Genomic DNA, 17,559 nt, shown 5'->3' with positions numbered 1-17,559 from the left:
AGCCTTACAGCTTGGCGTCCGCTCTCACGTTGCGCTGGCTGGGGACGGCCAGCGGCAACGGGTTGTTGGTCTCCACCGACAGCACGGTGGTGGACGCCGCCGCGTTGTTGCCATCAAGGAAGACTACGCCGCCCAGGTAGCGCTTGCCCGTTTCCAGCCCCGACCAGCTGACGCCGGCCGTGGCGCTGCCGCCCACGTACACCTTGCTCGGCAGGGTGGCTTTCAGGTTGCCGCCCTTGTCGGCTGTCGTGACGACGGCCGACGACAGGCCGAAGCCGGTCGACGCGCCATTTGCCACTTCGTAGCCGATCACGCACACCTTGTAGCTGCCCGCCGCCGGGGTGGTCATGGTGATCGCCTCGTTCGAGCCGGTCGTGGCCGAGGTGGCGACCGTCGCGCCGGCGCTGTTGAGCAGCAGCAAGTCTAGGTCATTGCCGGCGCCTTCGCTGGTGTCGCGGTCGAAGATTTCGAAGCGCGCCACGACCGTGCTGGCGGGGATGCTGACATTGACCACGCGCACGCCGCTGCCGCCCGCCTTGCACGCGTCGGCCATCTGCGCCAGCGTGTCGACGCTGCCCGTCGCGGCTTGGCTGATGGTGTGCTCGCTGCGCGTCACTTCCTTCAGGCCGCCCGTCGCGGCACCCACCTTGCCGGCAAAGCCGGTGGACAGGGTCAGCGAACGCAGGCCGCTGACCTTGTCGGCCTGCAGCAATGCCGGCGACTGCACCGCGCGGCCCGAGCGGGCCGTGACGGGGCTGCGCACCGTGTGCACGCCGTCGCTCCACACGAGGGCGCCATATTGCCAGGCGTTGTCCGGCGCCGTGGTGCGCGTCAAGGTCACGGTGAAGGACTTGGTTTCGCCGGGCGCGAGCGTCAGGGTGGTCGGCGCCACCGCCACGCTGTAGCCGCTGACCGAGGCGCTGGCCGTGTAGGTGGCGCTGCTGCTGCCCACGTTGGTGACGCGGCGCGTCACCGTTTGCGTGCCCAGCACGTTGCCGATGGTGATCGACGGCATGTTCAGGTTGTAGCCTGCCAGGGTGCCGCCCGCGCATTCGGCCGTCATGCCGACGCCGCACATGTATTTCTTGTAGTCGGCCAGGCTGGCGTCATACACGAGGCCGGGATCGGTCGCCTTGTTCGGCGTCACGTGGCCGGCGCCCTGGCCCCATGGCAGGATGCCGCGCGCGTCGCCCGCTTGGATGTCAGGCAAGGTGGTGCTGCCGGTCGTCATCAGGGCCGACTTGATGGCGGCCGGGCTCCAGTTCGGATGCTGCTGGCGCAGCAGGGCGGCCAGGCCGGCCACGTGCGGGCTGGCCATCGAGGTGCCTTGCAGGAAGATGTAGGCTGGCGGCGGTACCAGGTTGCCATCCTGCACGGCGTCGCGCTGGGCGCGCGACAGGGCAGGCGTGCCGCCGGCCAGGATGTCCACGCCAGGCGCCGTGACGTCGGGCTTGAGCAGGTTGGCGTCGTACAGGTTCGGGCCGCGCGACGAGAAGTCGGCCACCACGGGCGCGGCAGGGCCGTTGCCATTGGTGACGAAGCGCGAGATGGCGGCCGTGGCCGTGCCCGTTTGCGCCTGGGCGTTGATCAGCGCGCCATCGGCGGCGCTCACGTGCACGGCCGGCAGCACGTGCGGATCAGACACCAGGCCGATGCCCGTGTCGACCAGCACCATGCCGGCGCCACCGGCTTCCAGCACGGCGACGCCCTTGTCGGTGCGCGCCGTGGTGCCGCGCAGGCAGCTGACGACCTTGCCGGCCACCTTGGCCGGGTCCAGCAGGGCCACGCCGCCGTTGTCGCCGGCGCGGTAGCACAGCGCCAGTTTTTGCGCATCGGCGCCGGGCAGGCCCGCATCCTGGGCGCGGATCAGGGTGGTGGCCGGCAGCGGGTTGTAGTTGAGCGAGGCGCCCGTGTACTTGGCGCCATTGCCCAAGGTCACGGTGGCCTGGTTGGCACGGTTGTGCGTCGAGGCAGCCACCGTGGTGATCCACGGGCTGACGTGGGCCACGGTATTGGCCGGTCCCGCATTGCCGGCGGACGCGGCGACAAAGACGCCCGCGTTCGACGCGTGCAGGAAGGCTTGCTCGACGGGGTCGTTGACGCTGCCGCCACCGCTGATCGAGTAATTGATCACGTGCACGCCATCCTGCACGGCTTTTTCGATCGCCGCCACGCTGTCGCCGCCGTAGCAGCCGTTCTTCGCGCCGGTCGGTTGGGTGGCCAGGTTGTAGGACCAGCACACCTTGTAGACGGACAGGCGGGCGCGCGGCGCCACGCCGGAAATCGCGCCCAGCGGCGTGCCGTTCGTGGTGACGGGCACGCCCGCATTGCCGCCCGCGGTGGACGAGGTGTGCGTGCCGTGGCCGCCTTCGCCATTCGGGTCGCCGATGGAATCGCGCGGCGAGGTGAATTCGCTCCAGTGCTGGATCTTGTCCGTCTCGGTCAGGCGCACGGCGTTGAAGTATTGCGCGCCGAGCAGTTTATTGTTGCAGTGGTCTTGCGTAAAGCCTTCGCCCGTCTGGCAGCTGCCCTTCCAGGCGGCCGGCGCGGCGCCGTATGCCAGGGTGGCGTTCGGGTCGAAGGTCGGGGCGCCGTTGGCGTCGACCTTGTCCGCATACGACAGGTTTTCCGGCCACACGCCGCCATCGACGATGCCGATGATGATGTCTTCGCCCGCATGCTGCTTGCCGCCCAGCTGGCTCCACAGGCCGCCCGGCTGGTCCAGGCCCAGGAAGGTGGGCGTGTAGTTCGTTTGCAGGGCGCGCGGCTCGTCGGGGGCGATGCTGGCCACTTCGCCGCTCGCTTGCAGCTGGCGCACCTCGGCGTCCGTCAGCAGGGCGGAGAAACCGTTGAGGACGATCTTGTACTGGTATTGCACGGGCGCGGCGGCGACGAGCGCCTGCACGCGGGCCTGTTTCTGTTCGAGGTAGTCGCCGTACAGCTGCACTTGCGCGCTGGCCAGGTCGAGGCGGCCGCCGGCGGCAGGCTGGGTGGCGCCCAGGCCTTCCACCGAGCCGGTGTAGGAGGCGATCGGTTTGTCGGTCAGTTGCACGATGTAGGGACGGCGCAGGTCGTCGGCGTGGGCCTGGAAGCTGAGGCTGGCAAACAGGCTCAGCACGGCGAGCGAAATGGGACGCAAGGTGGGACGGAATGTCATGTCGGGTTTCCTGGTGACGGTAGCGGGAATCGAAGAGGGGAGATCAGGCTTGCTGGCGGCGGCGCGCCGCGAAACCGATGCCTGCCAGGCCCAGCAGCATCATGGCGTAGGTCGATGGCTCCGGTACCGAGGCGACGATATTGTCGAGCGCAAACTGGCCCTTGTTCGTGCTGAAGGCGCTGCAACTGCCGGCCGTGTTGCACGTGAAGCCGAAGAAGGCCAGCGAGGCGAATTGCTGGCTGCCGAAGCTGGCGCTGGTGTTGTAGCGCTGAAACTGGAAGTTGCCACCGATGGGGCCGCCCAACTGGTAGGTTTCATAGATGGACGAGCCGTTGGCGTAGAAGCCTTGCACGCGCAGCAGGCCGGCCACCGCCGGATAGGTGACGCCCTGGGCGTAGCCGATGAAGCTGGCGTCGAAGCCTTGCAGGCTGACGCTGCCGCCCGGGTTCAGCGGATCGAGGTAGACGATGCCATCGTTGAGCGATGCATAGTAATTGCTCGTATTGTTGGTCGGGCACGCCATGCCGCAGGCGGCCGGGTCCGTGCCGTCGAACACGGCGCCGACCAGGTCGCCATAATTGGCGCCCGGCACATTCGAGGCGCCCGTCAACAGGAACTTGCCGATTTCCAGGGCGTCGCCGTGGCCGACGAACTGGCTATCGAGATTATCGAAGTTGATCACGTCCGCCATGGCGGCGGGGGCGCAGGCGGCGGACAGGGCCAGGATGGCGGCGCCGGTCAAGCGTTTGGCGGAGAAGGGACTTGCTGCGGAAGCTGCCTTCGAATGCACGATACGAGTCATGAATTTTCCCTTGATGTTATGTCGGATGCAATATGTTTTGCGTCTTGGAGGCTCTTTTCCGCGCGGCCGGATAAGACCAATGCGCAGAAAATTGATTTTTACTATAGCAAAATAGGCAATTTGATTGTTCGATATTCTTTCAAATTTAATTTGAAAGTTACAAATAATGAATGAATAAAGTTCATGTAATACTATGATTTGAATACCGATAGTTACAGGTTTCCTACGCGAAAATAGTTGATTCCTGACACATGCGCGGAGAGTGCAAGCGCCTACCGTCCCTTTATTGCGCCAGATCGTTTCCTCGGTGATTTGTTGTTCACAGTACAAAGAAAAGATTGTATTAACCATAATCGGCATGGTAGGCTGGTAAGCATCAGGCAAGCGCGTGTCGCCCGTGCGTGGCCATCCGTTGCGCGCGGCGACGCAATGTATTGAAGGTAGGCAATAAGGAGTGACCGGATGCATGCAGCACACAGGCAGAACCTTGCGGCAACGCGCCATGCGCGCGGCTTTACCTTGCTCGAGCTGTTGGTCGTGATCGTGATCATCGGCTTGCTGGCGGCGTATGTCGGCCCCAAGTATTTCGCCCAGCTGGGCAAATCCGAAGTGACGGTGGCCAAGGCGCAGATCGAGGCGTTCGAAAAATCGCTCGACACCTACCGCCTCGATGTGGGGCGCTATCCCACCACGGAAGAAGGCCTGGCCGCGCTGCTGGTCGCGCCGCCCGCCGCCGGCACGCGCTGGAATGGCCCCTACCTGAAAAAGGCCGTGCCGCTCGACCCGTGGGGCCACGCCTATCAATACCGCGCACCGGGCAGCAAGGGCGAATATGACATCGTCTCGACGGGCAAGGATGGCCAGCCGGGCGGCAGCGGCGAGAATGCCGACATCAGCTCGCAATAAGGCCAGCGCGCCCACTCTTTCGCCACGGACAAGCCATCATGCAGTTTGAAGTACGCGCGCTTTCCACGGACCAGGCCGTCGCTACCTTGCACACCTGCGTGATCGACGGACGCGACGAAGCCGACGCGCGCCGCCAGGCCGAGGCGCGCGGCCTGTTCGTCAGCGCCATCCGTCCGCTGCGGGCCACGCCGTTCAGTGCGGCCGGGCGCCAGCGTGCGCGGGCCTTGCCCTTGCTGCTGTTTAGCCAGGAATTGCTGGCGCTGTTGCAAGCGGGCCTGGGCATCGTCGAAGCGCTGGAAGCCTTGCTGGAAAAGGAAGCGTCGCCGGCCACGCGCAGCGTGCTCACGCGCTTGCTGGAAGGCTTGCGCGAAGGCAAGCGCTTTTCCGCCGCCCTGGCGGAGCAGGCCGAACTGTTTCCCCCCTTGTATATCGGCATCGTCAAGGCGGCCGAAGGCACGAGCGACTTGCCACGCGCCTTGTCGCGCTACATCGACTACCAGCAGCGCATCGATACGGTGCGCGGCAAGATCGTCAGCGCCGCCATCTATCCCACTATTTTGCTGGCCGTGGGCGGCGGCGTCAGCGGTTTCCTGATCAGCTATGTCGTGCCGCGCTTCGCCGAGGTCTACCAAGGCGCCGGACGCAACCTGCCGTGGATGTCGCAGGTCATGCTCAGCTGGGGCCAGTTCGTCACCGAACATGGCGTGCTGCTGTTGCTCGGGCTGCTGATCGGCGGCGGCGCGATCGTCACCGCCGTGCGGCGCGTGCTGCGCCACGGCGGCGTGGCGCGCCTGCTGGCGAAGTTGCCCGGCATCGGCGAGCGCGTGCGCATCTATGAACTGTCGCGCCTGTACCTGACCCTGGGCATGCTGGCCGAGGGCGGCATCACCATCGTGCAGGCGATCGCCACGGTGCAGGCGATGGTGTCCCCAGGCATGCAGGCGTCGTTGCAACAGGCGCGCGGCGCCATCGAGGCGGGCCAGCCCCTTTCGTCGGCGTTTGAACAGCATCAACTGACGACGCCCATTTCCCTGCGCATGCTGCGCGTGGGCGAGCGCACGGGCGACATGGGCCCCATGCTGACGCAGTCGGCCGCCTTTTATGACGGCGAGATCAGCCGCTGGATCGACCGTTTCACGCGCACCTTCGAACCCTTGCTGATGGCCGCCATCGGCCTGGTCGTGGGCGCCATCGTGATCCTGCTGTACATGCCCATCTTTGACCTTGCCGGCGACATTTCATGATGCAAACCGAATCCAGCGTGGCCGGCGTGGCCATCGACCCTGCGCTGCTGCAGCGCGCGCGCATCCTGAGCCGGCAATCGAAGCGCAGCCTGGTCGAGGAATTGCAGCAGCTGAGCGGCATCGAGGCGCGCGCCGTGGTGCGCGACCTGGCGCGCCCATTCGGCCTGGACGTGCTGGAAACGGCCGACATGCTGGCGTATGCTCCCGCCTTCGACGTGCTGCCCCTGTCGCAGGCGCTGGCGCGCCAAAGCGTGCTGCTGCGCGCCGCCGATGGCCAACTGCTGGGCGTGATCGCCGACCCCTTCGACCTCGATCTGCAAACCTGGCTCAGTGCGCGCGCGGGACAGGGGGCATTGAGCATACGCCTGGCGCTGCAGGCCGACATCGGCGCCTACCTGTCGAAGCAGGAAGAGTCGGCGCGCGCCGTCGACAGCCTGCTGCCCGGCGCCGCCACCGACGCGCGGCGCGACGGCAAGACGGCCGCCGTGCTGTCGTTCGCCAGCGTGTCGGAAGCGGCCAGCCCCGCCGTCAAGCTGGTCAACTCGACCCTGTACGACGCGCTGAAGGCGGGCGCCTCGGACATCCACCTGGAAAGCACGGCCGGCGGCCTGGCCGTCAAATACCGCGTTGACGGCGTGCTCGATCACGCCACGGCCGTCAATGGCATCGAAGTGGCCGAGCACATCATCTCGCGCCTGAAAGTGCTGGCCGAACTCGATATCGCCGAGCGCCGCGTGCCGCAGGACGGCAGCTTCCGCGTCGAATCGGGCGGGCGCGAAATCGATTTGCGCGTCTCCATCATGCCCAGCATCCATGGCGAGGACGCCGTCATCCGCATTCTCGACAAGCGTGCCATGATCGAGGCGTACGGCGCCCTGACGCTCGAAGCGCTGGGCTTTGACGCGCCCTCGCTGGAAGCCTTGCGCGCGCTGGCGCAGGAAGCCTACGGCATGCTGCTCGTGACGGGGCCCACGGGGTCGGGCAAGACGACGACGCTGTATGCGGCGCTGACGGAAATCCATAACGGACGCGAAAAGATCATCACCATCGAAGACCCCGTCGAATACCAGCTGCCCGGCATTTTGCAAATCCCCGTCAATGAAAAGAAGGGGCTGACCTTCGCCAAGGGCTTGCGCTCGATCCTGCGCCACGACCCCGACAAGATCATGGTGGGCGAGATCCGCGACCGCGAGACGGCGGAAATCGCCGTGCAGTCGGCCCTCACGGGCCACCTGGTGCTCACCACCGTGCACGCGAATAATGTCTTCGATGTGTTCGGCCGTTTTACCCACATGGGCATCGATCCGTATGCGTTCGTCTCGGCCCTGAACGGCATCTGGGCGCAGCGGCTGATCCGCACCAACTGCCCCCATTGCGCCACCGACTACACGCCCGACGACAGTGAGCTGGCCAGCGTGGGCCTGGCGCGCGCCGACGTGGCAGGCTATGAATTCAAGCAGGGCAAGGGTTGCGGCGACTGCCGCGGCACCGGCTACAAGGGGCGCCGCTCGATCGCCGAGATTCTCGTGCTAACCGATGAAATCCGCGAACTGATCGTCGACAAGAAGCCGATCCGCCAGATCAAGGCGGCCGCGTATGCGAACGGCACGCGCAGCCTGCGCCTGGCGGCCCTGGAACTGGTCAAGCGGGGCGCCACCACCATCACGGAAATCAAGAGGGTCACCCTGCATGCGTAGAGCTTACGGACTAGGACTGCGCCTGGGCGTGGCGGCGGGCAAGGTGAGCCTGTGGCGCAGCAGTCGCTGGCGCGCGCCCGCCTGGACCTTGCTGGGCGAGGCGGCGTATGTGCCCGATGATTCCTTGCATGGCGATTTTGCCGCGCTGGGCCAGACGCTGGCGCAGTTGCTGCCAGAGGGCCAATACGCGGGCTGGCCCCTGTCCGTGGTGCTCGACGATGGCTTGGCGCGCCTGTGGCACGTGGACATGCCGCAAGGCGCCGCGCGCCTGGCCGACATCGAGGCGGCCGCCGCGCTGCGCTTTCAGTCGCTGTATGGCGATCCTCCCGGCGTGTGGCACAGCAGCAGCGCCTGGGATGCGCGCGCGCCGTTTTTCTGCGCCGTGCCGCGTGCGCTGCTGGCGCAGCTGACGCGCGTGGCGGTCGCACGCAAGCTGGCCCTGATCTTCATTACGCCGCAATTTGCGCGCCACTGGAACCGCTGGCATGGGGCGCTGAAACCGGGCGCCTGGTTTGGCCAGCTGCAGGAGAACACCTTGACCCTGGGCGTGCGGCACGATGGACGCCTGCGCGCCGTGCGCGCGCTGCCCGTCCCCGCGGGCGCCGGCCATGGCTGGCTGGAACAGACGCTGATGCGCGAAGCGCTGCTGCAAGGCGTGCCCGCACCGGCGCTGCTGCAGCTGTGCGGCGCGCCGCCAGCGCTCTGGCTGGCGCCGGCGCAAGCTTTCCACTGCCAGCTCTTTGCCACGCCAGACGGGGAAGGCGCCTGCTCGCCAGCCGGTCGGCTGGCCCGCAGCGGAGGCGTGGCATGACGCGCCTCGATATCGATTTCGCGCCGCCAAACTGGCGCCGCAGCCTGCACCGCGTGCCCGCGTGGGCGTGGTGCACCGGCGCGCTGGGCGTGGCACTGAGCGTCACGGCGGCGTGGGCTGGCTGCGCCGCGCTGCAGCGCCAGCAGGCAAGCGAGGCACGCTGGCATCTGGCGCAGCAGCGCGTGATGGCCGCCATGCGGGGACCGGCGCCGGCACCGCAAGTGCTGATCGCGCCGGCGCAGGCGGCGGCCGTGAATGCGGCCATCCTGCAATTGAACCTGCCGTGGCGCGACCTGCAGGATGCGCTGGCCAGCGCCACGCCGCCCGCCATCGCGCTGCTGGCGCTGGAACCGGATGCGCGCAAGCGCGTGCTGAAGATCACGGCCGAAACGACCGGCAGCGACGCCATGGTTGCCTACATCGCGCAATTGAAGCAGCAGGAACTGTTCGGCACCCGTGTACAGCTGCTGCGTCATGAAATCAACGCGCTCGATCCGAACAAACCCTTGCGCTTCCAGCTTGAAGCGCGCTGGGGCACGCCATGATGGCCATCGACCTCGCGCTCTTGCGCCTGCGCGCGCAACTGCTGTTGCGCCGCCTGGGCGCGCCCGCCTGCCTGGCCGTGGCCCTGCTCGCGCTGGGCGCGGCCGCCTGGATCTGGGCCTGGCAGCAGCGGAGCGTGGCGGCGCGGCTGGAAGCGCGGCCCTTGCCGCAGCCGTCGCTGGCCGTGGCTGCCTTGGCGCCGCCGGCGACGGCCAGCGAGAACCTGGCGCGCTTTTATGCCGCCCTGGGGCAGCAGCGCCACGCGGAGCAGCAAGTCAAGCAACTGTTCGATCTGGCCGCGAAAAACGGTTTGCTGCTGGCGCAAGGCGAATACAAGAGCGGTTACGACAAGGCCAGCGGGGTCGCCACGTATCAGGTGACCTTGCCGCTGAAGGGCAGTTACGCGGCCGTGTGGCAGTTCGCGCTGCAGGCCCTGCGCGCCATGCCCTTCGCCTCGCTCGACGAACTGAGTTTTCGCCGCGAGCAGATCGCCGACACGCAACTCGAAGCGCGCCTGCGCCTGACGTTTTATTTAACTGACAGCGCGGGAGCGTTGCCATGACGCCGCGTCACTATCTGCTGCTGGCCGGCGTGCTGGGCGCGGGCGCCTTGCTGTTGTTCGGCGAACGCCAGCCCGTGACCGACGTGGCCGAAGCCGTCGAGCGGGCCGTCGCGCCCGCGCGCAAGCCGGCCGGCAAGGCGGAGGCGGCGCAGCCGGCCATCCTGGTTCTGCTGCCGCGCAGCGAGGTGGCGGGCGAGGAAGGCGAGACCTTTGGCGGCGCCGATGGCGTCTTCCGGAGCCAGGACTGGACCCCGCCGCCGCCGAAAACGGTGGTCGCGGCCGCGCCGCCGCCACCTGCGCCAATGGCGCCGCCACTGCCCTTCGTCTATCTGGGCAAGGCGGCCGCCGACGGCGCGTGGGAAGTGTTCCTGTCGCGCGCCGACAAGACCTATATCGTGCGCGCCAATACCGTCATCGATGGCGCCTACAAGGTCGTGACGATCGCGCCGCCCGTCATGACGCTCACTTATCTGCCGTTGAACCAGGTTCAGCAGCTTAACATTGGAGTACTCGACTGATGTCTCGTTCCTATTCACCGGCGCCGTTGCTGGCGCTGCTGGTGCTGCTGTCCGGCTGCGCAGGACAGCAAGCCTACCGCGACGGGCGCGAGCTGATTGCGCAAGACCAGGTGCCGGCCGGCCTGCAAAAGCTGCAGGAAGCGCTGCGGCAAGACCCCGGCAACGCGCAATACCGCAGCGCCTATCTGCAGGCGCGCGAACGGGCCACCGGCAGCCGTCTGCAGCAGGCCGAGCGCCAGGCGCAGGCGGGGCAGGGCGAGCAGGCGCGCGCGGGCTTTCTGAGCGTGCTGGAAATCGATGCGCAGAACGAGCGCGCCAACAGCGGCTTGCGCGCGCTCGAACGCGAGCAGCGCCAGGTGAAATTGCTGGCCGATGCGCGCACGGCGTTCGATGCCAAACAATACGACCCGGCGCGCCAGCGCCTGAACGCCATCCTGACGGAGCAACCAGGTCACGCCGGCGCGCGCGCGCTGCTGCGCGAAGTCGATGACAAGACGGCGCCACCCCTCGTCGAATCGGGCCTGGCCAAGTCGTACAAGCAGCCGATCACGATCGAGTTTCGCGACGCGCCGTTAAAACAGGTGTTCGAGCTGATCGCGCGCCGCTCCGGCCTCAATTTCGTCTTCGACAAGGACGTCAAGGCCGACGCGAAAACATCGATCTTCCTGAAAAACAGCACGGTGGAATCGGCCGTGTACTTCCTGCTGGTGACGAACCAGCTGGAGCAGCAGGTGATGGACGCGAACACGATCCTGATTTATCCGAACGTGGCGGCCAAGCTGAAGGAATACCAGGAAGTGCTGGTGAAAACCTTCTTCCTGGCGAACGCGGACGCCAAGCAGGTGGCCAATACGCTCAAGACCATCTTGAAGACGCGCGACGTGGTGGCCGATGAAAAGCTCAACCTCGTCATCGTGCGCGACACGCCCGAGGCGATCCGCCTGGCCGAGCGCCTGATCGCGCTGCAGGACGTGCCCGAGGCGGAAGTGGTGTTGGAGCTGGAAATCCTCGAAGTCAAGCGCAGCCGCCTGATGGAACTGGGCGTGGCCTGGCCATCGAGCCTGACCCTGACGCCGCTTTCCACCTCGGGCGGGATCGGGCTGACCGTCAACGACCTGAATAATCTGAACCAGCGTACTATCGGCGTGAGCAACCTGGCCGTGACGGCGAACGCCAACAAGACGGACGGCGACGCGAACATCCTGGCCAATCCGCGCATCCGCGTGCGCAACCGGGAAAAGGCGAAATTCGTCATCGGCGACAGGGTGCCCGTGGTGACCACCACCATTTCGCCGGGCACGGGCGGCTTCGCTTCCGAGTCGATCAGCTACCTGGACGTGGGCTTGACGGTGAACGCCGAGCCGACCATCTATTTGAACAATGAAGTGGGCATCCGCATCTCGCTCGAAGTGAGCAACCTGGGCGCGGCCACCACCACCCGGAGCGGCTCGACCCTGTACCAGATCGGCACGCGCCAGGCGTCGACCATGCTGCAGCTGAAGGATGGCGAAAACCAGGTGCTGGCGGGCTTGATCAACAATGAAGAGCGCAGCTCGGGCAACAAGGTGCCTGGCCTGGGCGACATCCCCGTGCTGGGACGCCTGTTCGGCAGCAGCAAGGATGACAGCCAGAAGACGGAGATCGTGCTGTCGATCACGCCGCACCTGGTGCGCACGGTGCAGCGCCCGGAAGCGAAGGAATCGGAATTCTCGGCCGGCACGGAAGGCAGCTTCCGCCGCCGTCCCGACATGGCAGCCAAGGCGCCCACGCAGATGCCCGGTACGGTGATCGTGCGTTCCGGTCCGTCCGCCGTCGGCATGCAGCCGGCGCCGGCGCAGCCGCTGATGGAACCCGTCCAAATGCCATCGGCCTTGCCGCAAAGCGTGCCCGCGCCTGCCGTCGCGCCGTCGCCCGAACCGGCCGCCTCGCCCTTGCCGATATCGGCCGGCCAGCCCGTGCCGCTGCAGGCGGCGCCGTTGCCGCTGTCGTCGAGCCAACCGGTGCCGGTGGCGCCGCCGCCCGCCAAATGAGACCGGCGCATCTTGCGCAGGGGGAGCAGGGCGGCTTCACCCTGATCGAGCTGCTGGTGACCCTGGCCATCCTGGGCGTGCTGGCCACCCTGGTGATCCCCGTCACGCAGGTGACGGTGCAGCGGCGCCAGGAGCAGGAATTGCGGCGCGCGCTGCGCGAGATCCGCCAGGGGCTCGACGCCTATAAACGGGCCGGCGACGAGGGCCGCATCCTGCGCGCGCCCGACGCCAGCGGCTACCCGAAAAGTCTGGAACTGCTGGTCGAGGGCGTGCCGGACCAGCGCAACCCGAAGCGCAGCAAGCTGTTTTTCCTGCGCCGCGTGCCGCGCGACCCGTTCAATGCGGACGCGGGATTGAGCGATGCGCAGACGTGGGGCAAGCGCAGCTATGCCAGCGAAGCGACCGAGCCGCGCGAAGGCGACGACGTGTACGACGTGTACTCGACTTCCAGCAAGACCGGCTTGAACAACGTGCCTTACCGTCTATGGTGAACCATGGCTGCTGACATCCTTCCCGCCCGCAGGCGCGGCTTCACCCTGATCGAATTGCTGGTGGTGCTCGGCATCGTGGCGCTGCTGCTGACCCTGGCCGTGCCCCGCTACTTTCCCAGTCTCGACAAGGCAAAGGAAACCGTGTTGGCGGATAACTTGCGCAATCTGCGCACGACCATCGACCAGTTCCACGGCGATACGGGACGCTATCCCGACTCTCTGGAGCAACTGGTGGAAAAGAAATACCTGCGCGCCATGCCCATCGATCCCATCACCGACAGCGACGCCAGCTGGGTCACCGTGCCGCCGCCCGACGACACGCCGGGCCAGGTGTATGACGTGAAAAGCGGTGCGCCCGGCAAGGACCGCAGCGGCACGCCGTTCGCCGACTGGTAGCGACCATGCACCGTCCTGCGCGCCGCCAGCGCGGTTTTACGTATCTGGGCCTGATCATCCTGGTGGCCATCCTGGGCCTGGTGGGGGCGGCCGGGCTGAAGATGGGCTCGCTGCTGCAGCGCCAGGCGGCCGAGCAGGAATTGCTCGACATCGGCGCGCAGTTTTCCGACGCCTTGTACAGCTATGCGGCCGCCACGCCGCCCGGCCAGCCGCAACAGCCGCCGACCCTGGCCTCCTTGCTGCGCGATCCCCGCTTTCCGCAAATGCGCCGCCATTTGCGCAAGCTGTTTGTCGACCCCGTCACGGGGCGTGCCGAGTGGGGTTTGCTGTACCAGCCGGGTAGCCAGGGCATCATCGGCGTGCACAGCCTGTCGCAGGCGGCACCATTGAAGGTTGGCAACTTCGAGACCCGTTACGCCGGTTTTGAAGGCAAGACGCACCTGTCGGAGTGGCAGTTCATGTTGCCTGCCCAGCCAGCACCGCCACCCGGTGCGGCGCAGGCGCCTGGCAGCGATGACGCGCCCGCCGCGCCGGACGTGCGGGCGCCGGCGTTGTTTTCTCGTCCTATTTCCCCTACGCAAGAAACCGAGCCTGCGCCTGCGCTGGAAGAGGTCGAATTGCCCGCGCCAGCCCCGGAACAGGCAGTTTCACCTGAAAAGTAAGCTAAAAAGCCATCGATACCATGTGAACTGTTTTTGCCTGGAAAGTAATCGGCTCAGGTAACTATTGCACCTGAAAAATAGTTATCACAGGTGAAACTAAGATAAAATATTTATAATTAAATCAATGTAATTATGCTACCATCCTCATCAGTACTTCCGGTACTAAAACTATTGGTGGCCTGCGCATTGCAGCCATAAATTACTTTTGAGGATAAACTATGAAATTGAAATTTATCGCTGCAGGCATTCTGGCAGCAGCATCGTTCAGCGCATCGGCAGCGACGTACGACCTGGGTATCCTGGATCCAACGGGTTCCGACACCCTGTCGGCCATCACCACCAAGTTTGCCGCAAACAGCGTGGTTGATGACTTCTGGACCTTCAAACTGGTCACGCCATCGTCGACCTCGTTTGGCGCGCTGCAAACGTTTTCCGTGGTCGAAGGCGCGATCAAGGATTTCTCGGCCACCTTGCTGGGTTACGGCAACCTGACCTACACCGCCGCTACCGGCATCCAGAGCCTGAGCTGGGATGGTCAACTGGCCGCCGGTTCGTACACCGTGCACGTCACGGGCCTGACGGGTCTGAAAAACGCCGCTTACCTGGGTTCCGTCTCGGCACTGCCAGTGCCTGAGCCAGAAACCTATGGCATGCTGCTCGGCGGCCTGGCGCTGGTCGGTTTCGCCGCCCGTCGTCGCGCGCAAAAAGCTGCCTAAGCTTGCGCCGCAACGAAAAAAAACCCGCTTCGGCGGGTTTTTTTTCGTCTTTCGTCTTTCCTCGGTACGGCGAGACGCCGGCAACAAAGTCCTGCACAATCCGGACAAGCTGCGCAGGACTAGGCGCCAAGTCGAAGACAGTACGCCAGTACGGCGAGACGCCGGCAACAACGTCCTGCACAGCTTGTCACGCGTGGCGCTTGAAGTCGCGGAAGCGGAAGCCCACCGCAAATAAGGTCGCAAAATACGCCACGCCGCACACGGCCACCACCAGGGCCAGCGCGCCGGCCCGCAGCAACGGATGGGCTTGCATAGCGATCCAGTCGATGCGCATGGCGCCAAGATAGGCCACGCCGCCCATCACGATGAGCGCCGGCAGGAGGCGCAGGAAGAACTTGGCCCAGCCCGGTTTCGGCTGGTAGATGCCGCGCTTGCGCAAGCCCCAGTACAGGAAGCTGGCGTTCAGGCAGGCGCCCAGGCCGATCGACAGGGCCAGGCCGGCCACGGCGATGTACGGCACGAACAGCAAATTCATCAGCTGCGTGGCGATCAGCACGCCGATGGCGATTTTCACGGGCGTGCGGATGTCCTGGCGCGCATAAAACGCGGGCGCCAGGGTTTTCACGAGAATGATGCCGATCAGGCCCAGGCTGTAGGCCACCAGCGGCTGCGTCGACATGGTGACGGATTCGGCCGTGAACTTGCCGTAATGAAAGAGCGTGGCGATCAGCGGCGTGGCCAGAGTCGCCATGCCGACGGCGGCGGGCAAGGCCAGCAGGAAAGTCAGGCGCAAACCCCAGTCAAGCAAGGCCGAGTATTCCGTCTTGTCGCCATCCACGTTCGCCTTCGACAGGCTGGGCAGCAAGATGGTGCCCAGGGCCACGCCCAGCATGGCGGTGGGGAACTCCATCAGTCGGTCCGCATACGACAGCCAGGAAATGCTGCCTTCGGCCAGGCGCGAGGCGATGCTGGTATTGATCATCAAGCTGATCTGGGCGGCCGAGACGGCGAACACGGCCGGGCCCATCTTCTTCAGCACGCGGCGCACGCCGCCGTCGGACAGGCCGATGGCGGGATTGATCGACAGGCGCGGCAGCATGCCGATCTTGATCAGCGCGGGAATCTGGATGGCCACCTGCAGCAGGCCGCCGGCGAACACGGCGATGGCCATGGCGTAGATCGGCTGCTTCAAGTAGGGCGCGAGGAACAGCGAGGCGGCGATGAACGACAGGTTCAGCAGCACTGGCGTGAACGCGGGAATCTTGAATTCGCGCCAGGTATTCAGTATGCCGCCTGCCAGGGCCACGAAGGACATGCAGGTAATATAAGGGAACATCAAGCGCGTCATCCACACGGCCGCGTCAAAAGCGCCCGGGTCCTTGGACAGGCCCGTGGCGATCACATACACGAACCAGGGCGCGCCGAGGATGCCGATGGCGGACACGAGCAAAGTGGCCCAGACGAGGGTCGTGGCCACATGGTCGGCCAATTGCTTGCTCGCTTCCTGTCCATGCTGGTTCTTGTATTCAGACAAGATCGGCACGAAGGCTTGCGAGAACGCGCCTTCGGCAAACAATCGGCGCAGCAGGTTGGGGATGCGGAAGGCAACAATGAAGGCGTCCGTGTAGGCGCCGGCGCCAAAGGCGCGCGCGAACAGGCTTTCGCGCAATAATCCGGTTACACGGGACAGCATGGTCATGCTGGAAATGGCGGCGAGGGTTTTAAGCAAGTTCATGGGGGCAGATTATAGCCGGGCGCGGTACCGGCGAACGGTTAAAATATGGTAACAAGCGGGTAACAATCGCGGCCGATTCACCCTTGCCAGGCCCATTTTCAGGTGTTTTTGGCATCACACACGGTTTTTTGATTTGCCCCCGCTTGAAAATATCGCTATAATCGAAGGCTGTACAGAATTCTGTTACGCAGACACTAATGTTTGACAGGCACTGGTTTGGCACACATGGTTCGGCAGACGCACAGAACGCACCGGTTGGCAAACACTAATGTTTGCAAACGCACTTTGACCCTGTTTTAGGAAATTCCATGGCAAATACCGCACAAGCGCGCAAACGCGCTCGTCAAGCAGTTAAGCAAAACGCACACAATTCGTCCCAACGTTCGACCTTGCGCACGGCTATCAAAGCTGCTCGCAAAGCGATCCAGGGCGGCGACAAGGCAGCTGCTGCTGCAATCTTCCAAGCATCCGTGTCGACCATCGACCGTATCGCTGACAAGAAGATCATCCACAAAAACAAGGCAGCTCGCCACAAGAGCCGTCTGGCAGCTGCTTTGAAAGCACTGTCCGCTTAATATTCGCCAGCAGGCAAGCCACCACGGTGGCCTTGCCTGTGCCGGTACGCTGGCACTGGTTGAAAAGCAAAAACCCGCAGAGTCATTCTGGCGGGTTTTTTCGCGTTCTTTTTGCGTTTTTTGTGGCCGTGTCCGCAGCGGACAGCGGCCAGGGCCTAGCGTGCCGCAGGCAGGTTGCCGATGCTCATGCCCGGCTTGATGTTCCTTTGCTTGAACCAGCCCAGGTGCATTTCCAGCGCATAGCGCACGGGCACGGTCTTCGTCGAGCAATGGCTGTCGAGCGTGTGCGGCTGCATGTCTTCGATGTTGACGATCTTGCCGCTGGCATCGATAAAAGCCACCGACAGGGGCAGCGGCGTGTTCTTCATCCACATGCATTGCGTCGATGGGTTGCCAAAGACGAACAGCATGCCCGCATTGGGCGGCATCTTGTCACGGTACATCAAACCCTGTTCGCGCTGCTCTTCCGTGGCGGCCAGTTCCGCCTGGATCAAATGCATGCCAGCCGACAGTTGCAAGCTCTTGGTTTGCGCTTGGGCAATGCTGGCGCACGCCAGCACGGCGATGGACAGGCTGAGACAGCGTAGGGAATTTTTCATGAGGTGGGACGGTGGCTGCGAAGCGGCGATTAAGCCATGCTGGCGCCTGCCTGGTCAAGCGCGCCGCCCGGCCGCGCCGAAAGCGTGGGGTGACAGCAACATGCTTGCCGCCGTC

Annotated in this window: 17 protein-coding genes; 13 read left to right on the top strand and 4 right to left on the bottom strand. The window is 65.1% G+C overall.

All coding sequences use genetic code 11. The features are described 5' to 3' along the window. Positions 1-4: 4 nt before the first annotated feature. Both GCN78_RS10750 and GCN78_RS10745 read right to left on the bottom strand, forming a co-directional pair. Positions 5-3,157 (bottom strand): S8 family peptidase, encoded by a 3,153-nt coding sequence (locus tag GCN78_RS10750; RefSeq protein WP_152251705.1) that lies wholly within the window; start codon positions 3,155-3,157, stop codon positions 5-7. A gap of 43 nt (positions 3,158-3,200) precedes the next feature. Further along, on the bottom strand, positions 3,201-3,959 hold the full coding sequence (locus tag GCN78_RS10745; protein ID WP_152251704.1) for an NF038120 family PEP-CTERM protein: 759 nt from the start codon (positions 3,957-3,959) through the stop codon (positions 3,201-3,203). A gap of 462 nt (positions 3,960-4,421) precedes the next feature. Here GCN78_RS10745 and gspG point away from each other — a divergent pair, with 462 nt between their 5' ends. The 12 genes from gspG (at position 4,422) to GCN78_RS10685 (ending at position 14,535) form a co-directional block, all read left to right on the top strand. Then, a complete protein-coding gene (gspG, locus tag GCN78_RS10740; protein WP_152251703.1) occupies positions 4,422-4,865 on the top strand; it encodes a type II secretion system major pseudopilin GspG in 444 nt (147 codons plus the stop codon). 38 nt (positions 4,866-4,903) lie between these two features. Then, the gene (locus tag GCN78_RS10735; RefSeq protein WP_152251702.1) at positions 4,904-6,109 is read left to right on the top strand and encodes a type II secretion system F family protein; all 1,206 of its coding nucleotides are present in this window, start codon (positions 4,904-4,906) and stop codon (positions 6,107-6,109) included. Then, positions 6,106-7,806, top strand: coding sequence for a GspE/PulE family protein (locus tag GCN78_RS10730; protein WP_413465203.1), 1,701 nt, complete (start codon positions 6,106-6,108; stop codon positions 7,804-7,806). Before GCN78_RS10735 ends, GCN78_RS10730 begins: the two co-directional genes overlap by 4 nt. After that, positions 7,799-8,617, top strand: coding sequence for a hypothetical protein (locus tag GCN78_RS10725; protein WP_152251701.1), 819 nt, complete (start codon positions 7,799-7,801; stop codon positions 8,615-8,617). The genes GCN78_RS10730 and GCN78_RS10725 overlap by 8 nt, the downstream gene beginning before the upstream one ends. Continuing rightward, positions 8,614-9,162 carry a ubiquitin family protein gene (locus GCN78_RS10720; RefSeq protein WP_152251700.1) on the top strand — a complete coding sequence of 183 codons (549 nt, stop codon included), beginning with the start codon at positions 8,614-8,616 and terminating at the stop codon, positions 9,160-9,162. The genes GCN78_RS10725 and GCN78_RS10720 overlap by 4 nt, the downstream gene beginning before the upstream one ends. Next, positions 9,159-9,722 carry a hypothetical protein gene (locus GCN78_RS10715; RefSeq protein WP_152251699.1) on the top strand — a complete coding sequence of 188 codons (564 nt, stop codon included), beginning with the start codon at positions 9,159-9,161 and terminating at the stop codon, positions 9,720-9,722. The genes GCN78_RS10720 and GCN78_RS10715 overlap by 4 nt, the downstream gene beginning before the upstream one ends. Beyond that, a complete protein-coding gene (locus GCN78_RS10710; protein ID WP_152251698.1) occupies positions 9,719-10,240 on the top strand; it encodes a hypothetical protein in 522 nt (173 codons plus the stop codon). The genes GCN78_RS10715 and GCN78_RS10710 overlap by 4 nt, the downstream gene beginning before the upstream one ends. Beyond that, positions 10,240-12,270, top strand: coding sequence for a secretin N-terminal domain-containing protein (locus GCN78_RS10705; protein WP_152251697.1), 2,031 nt, complete (start codon positions 10,240-10,242; stop codon positions 12,268-12,270). Before GCN78_RS10710 ends, GCN78_RS10705 begins: the two co-directional genes overlap by 1 nt. Further along, on the top strand, positions 12,267-12,761 hold the full coding sequence (locus tag GCN78_RS10700; RefSeq protein ID WP_152251696.1) for a type II secretion system protein: 495 nt from the start codon (positions 12,267-12,269) through the stop codon (positions 12,759-12,761). Before GCN78_RS10705 ends, GCN78_RS10700 begins: the two co-directional genes overlap by 4 nt. A gap of 3 nt (positions 12,762-12,764) precedes the next feature. After that, positions 12,765-13,157, top strand: a complete 393-nt coding sequence (locus tag GCN78_RS10695; RefSeq protein ID WP_152251695.1) for a type II secretion system protein — start codon at positions 12,765-12,767, stop codon at positions 13,155-13,157. A gap of 5 nt (positions 13,158-13,162) precedes the next feature. After that, complete coding sequence (locus GCN78_RS10690) at positions 13,163-13,819, top strand: type II secretion system protein (RefSeq protein WP_152251694.1); 657 nt, start codon at positions 13,163-13,165, stop codon at positions 13,817-13,819. 218 nt (positions 13,820-14,037) lie between these two features. Further along, entirely contained in the window at positions 14,038-14,535 is a 498-nt protein-coding gene (locus GCN78_RS10685) for an FxDxF family PEP-CTERM protein (RefSeq protein ID WP_152251693.1), read from the top strand. Positions 14,536-14,722: 187 nt separating this feature from the next. Here GCN78_RS10685 and murJ read toward each other — a convergent pair whose 3' ends face one another. Next, positions 14,723-16,270 carry a murein biosynthesis integral membrane protein MurJ gene (gene murJ, locus GCN78_RS10680; protein ID WP_152251692.1) on the bottom strand — a complete coding sequence of 516 codons (1,548 nt, stop codon included), beginning with the start codon at positions 16,268-16,270 and terminating at the stop codon, positions 14,723-14,725. 308 nt (positions 16,271-16,578) lie between these two features. Here murJ and rpsT point away from each other — a divergent pair, with 308 nt between their 5' ends. Continuing rightward, a complete protein-coding gene (gene rpsT, locus GCN78_RS10675; protein ID WP_010395935.1) occupies positions 16,579-16,845 on the top strand; it encodes a 30S ribosomal protein S20 in 267 nt (88 codons plus the stop codon). A 155-nt stretch (positions 16,846-17,000) separates the two neighbouring features. Here the strand turns inward: rpsT and GCN78_RS10670 are convergent, their stop codons facing one another. After that, a complete protein-coding gene (locus GCN78_RS10670) occupies positions 17,001-17,444 on the bottom strand; it encodes a DUF192 domain-containing protein (protein ID WP_152251691.1) in 444 nt (147 codons plus the stop codon). Between the last annotated feature and the right edge of the window lie 115 nt (positions 17,445-17,559).

Source organism: Janthinobacterium rivuli, from assembly GCF_009208735.1.
Taxonomy (GTDB): Bacteria; Pseudomonadota; Gammaproteobacteria; order Burkholderiales; family Burkholderiaceae_D; genus Janthinobacterium.
Note: the sequence above shows the minus strand (reverse complement) of the source record. Positions and strands in the feature narration are given on the sequence as shown.

Coding starts and splice junctions, on each gene's coding strand:
- GCN78_RS10705 (WP_152251697.1), top strand. CDS start 10,240: ATGTCTCGTTCCTATTCACCGGCGCCGTTGCTGGCGCTGCTGGTGCTG.
- GCN78_RS10745 (WP_152251704.1), bottom strand. CDS start 3,959: ATGACTCGTATCGTGCATTCGAAGGCAGCTTCCGCAGCAAGTCCCTTC.
- GCN78_RS10735 (WP_152251702.1), top strand. CDS start 4,904: ATGCAGTTTGAAGTACGCGCGCTTTCCACGGACCAGGCCGTCGCTACC.
- GCN78_RS10685 (WP_152251693.1), top strand. CDS start 14,038: ATGAAATTGAAATTTATCGCTGCAGGCATTCTGGCAGCAGCATCGTTC.
- GCN78_RS10690 (WP_152251694.1), top strand. CDS start 13,163: ATGCACCGTCCTGCGCGCCGCCAGCGCGGTTTTACGTATCTGGGCCTG.
- GCN78_RS10710 (WP_152251698.1), top strand. CDS start 9,719: ATGACGCCGCGTCACTATCTGCTGCTGGCCGGCGTGCTGGGCGCGGGC.
- GCN78_RS10700 (WP_152251696.1), top strand. CDS start 12,267: ATGAGACCGGCGCATCTTGCGCAGGGGGAGCAGGGCGGCTTCACCCTG.
- gspG (WP_152251703.1), top strand. CDS start 4,422: ATGCATGCAGCACACAGGCAGAACCTTGCGGCAACGCGCCATGCGCGC.
- GCN78_RS10715 (WP_152251699.1), top strand. CDS start 9,159: ATGATGGCCATCGACCTCGCGCTCTTGCGCCTGCGCGCGCAACTGCTG.
- GCN78_RS10750 (WP_152251705.1), bottom strand. CDS start 3,157: ATGACATTCCGTCCCACCTTGCGTCCCATTTCGCTCGCCGTGCTGAGC.
- GCN78_RS10670 (WP_152251691.1), bottom strand. CDS start 17,444: ATGAAAAATTCCCTACGCTGTCTCAGCCTGTCCATCGCCGTGCTGGCG.
- murJ (WP_152251692.1), bottom strand. CDS start 16,270: ATGAACTTGCTTAAAACCCTCGCCGCCATTTCCAGCATGACCATGCTG.
- GCN78_RS10695 (WP_152251695.1), top strand. CDS start 12,765: ATGGCTGCTGACATCCTTCCCGCCCGCAGGCGCGGCTTCACCCTGATC.
- GCN78_RS10720 (WP_152251700.1), top strand. CDS start 8,614: ATGACGCGCCTCGATATCGATTTCGCGCCGCCAAACTGGCGCCGCAGC.
- GCN78_RS10725 (WP_152251701.1), top strand. CDS start 7,799: ATGCGTAGAGCTTACGGACTAGGACTGCGCCTGGGCGTGGCGGCGGGC.
- GCN78_RS10730 (WP_413465203.1), top strand. CDS start 6,106: ATGATGCAAACCGAATCCAGCGTGGCCGGCGTGGCCATCGACCCTGCG.
- rpsT (WP_010395935.1), top strand. CDS start 16,579: ATGGCAAATACCGCACAAGCGCGCAAACGCGCTCGTCAAGCAGTTAAG.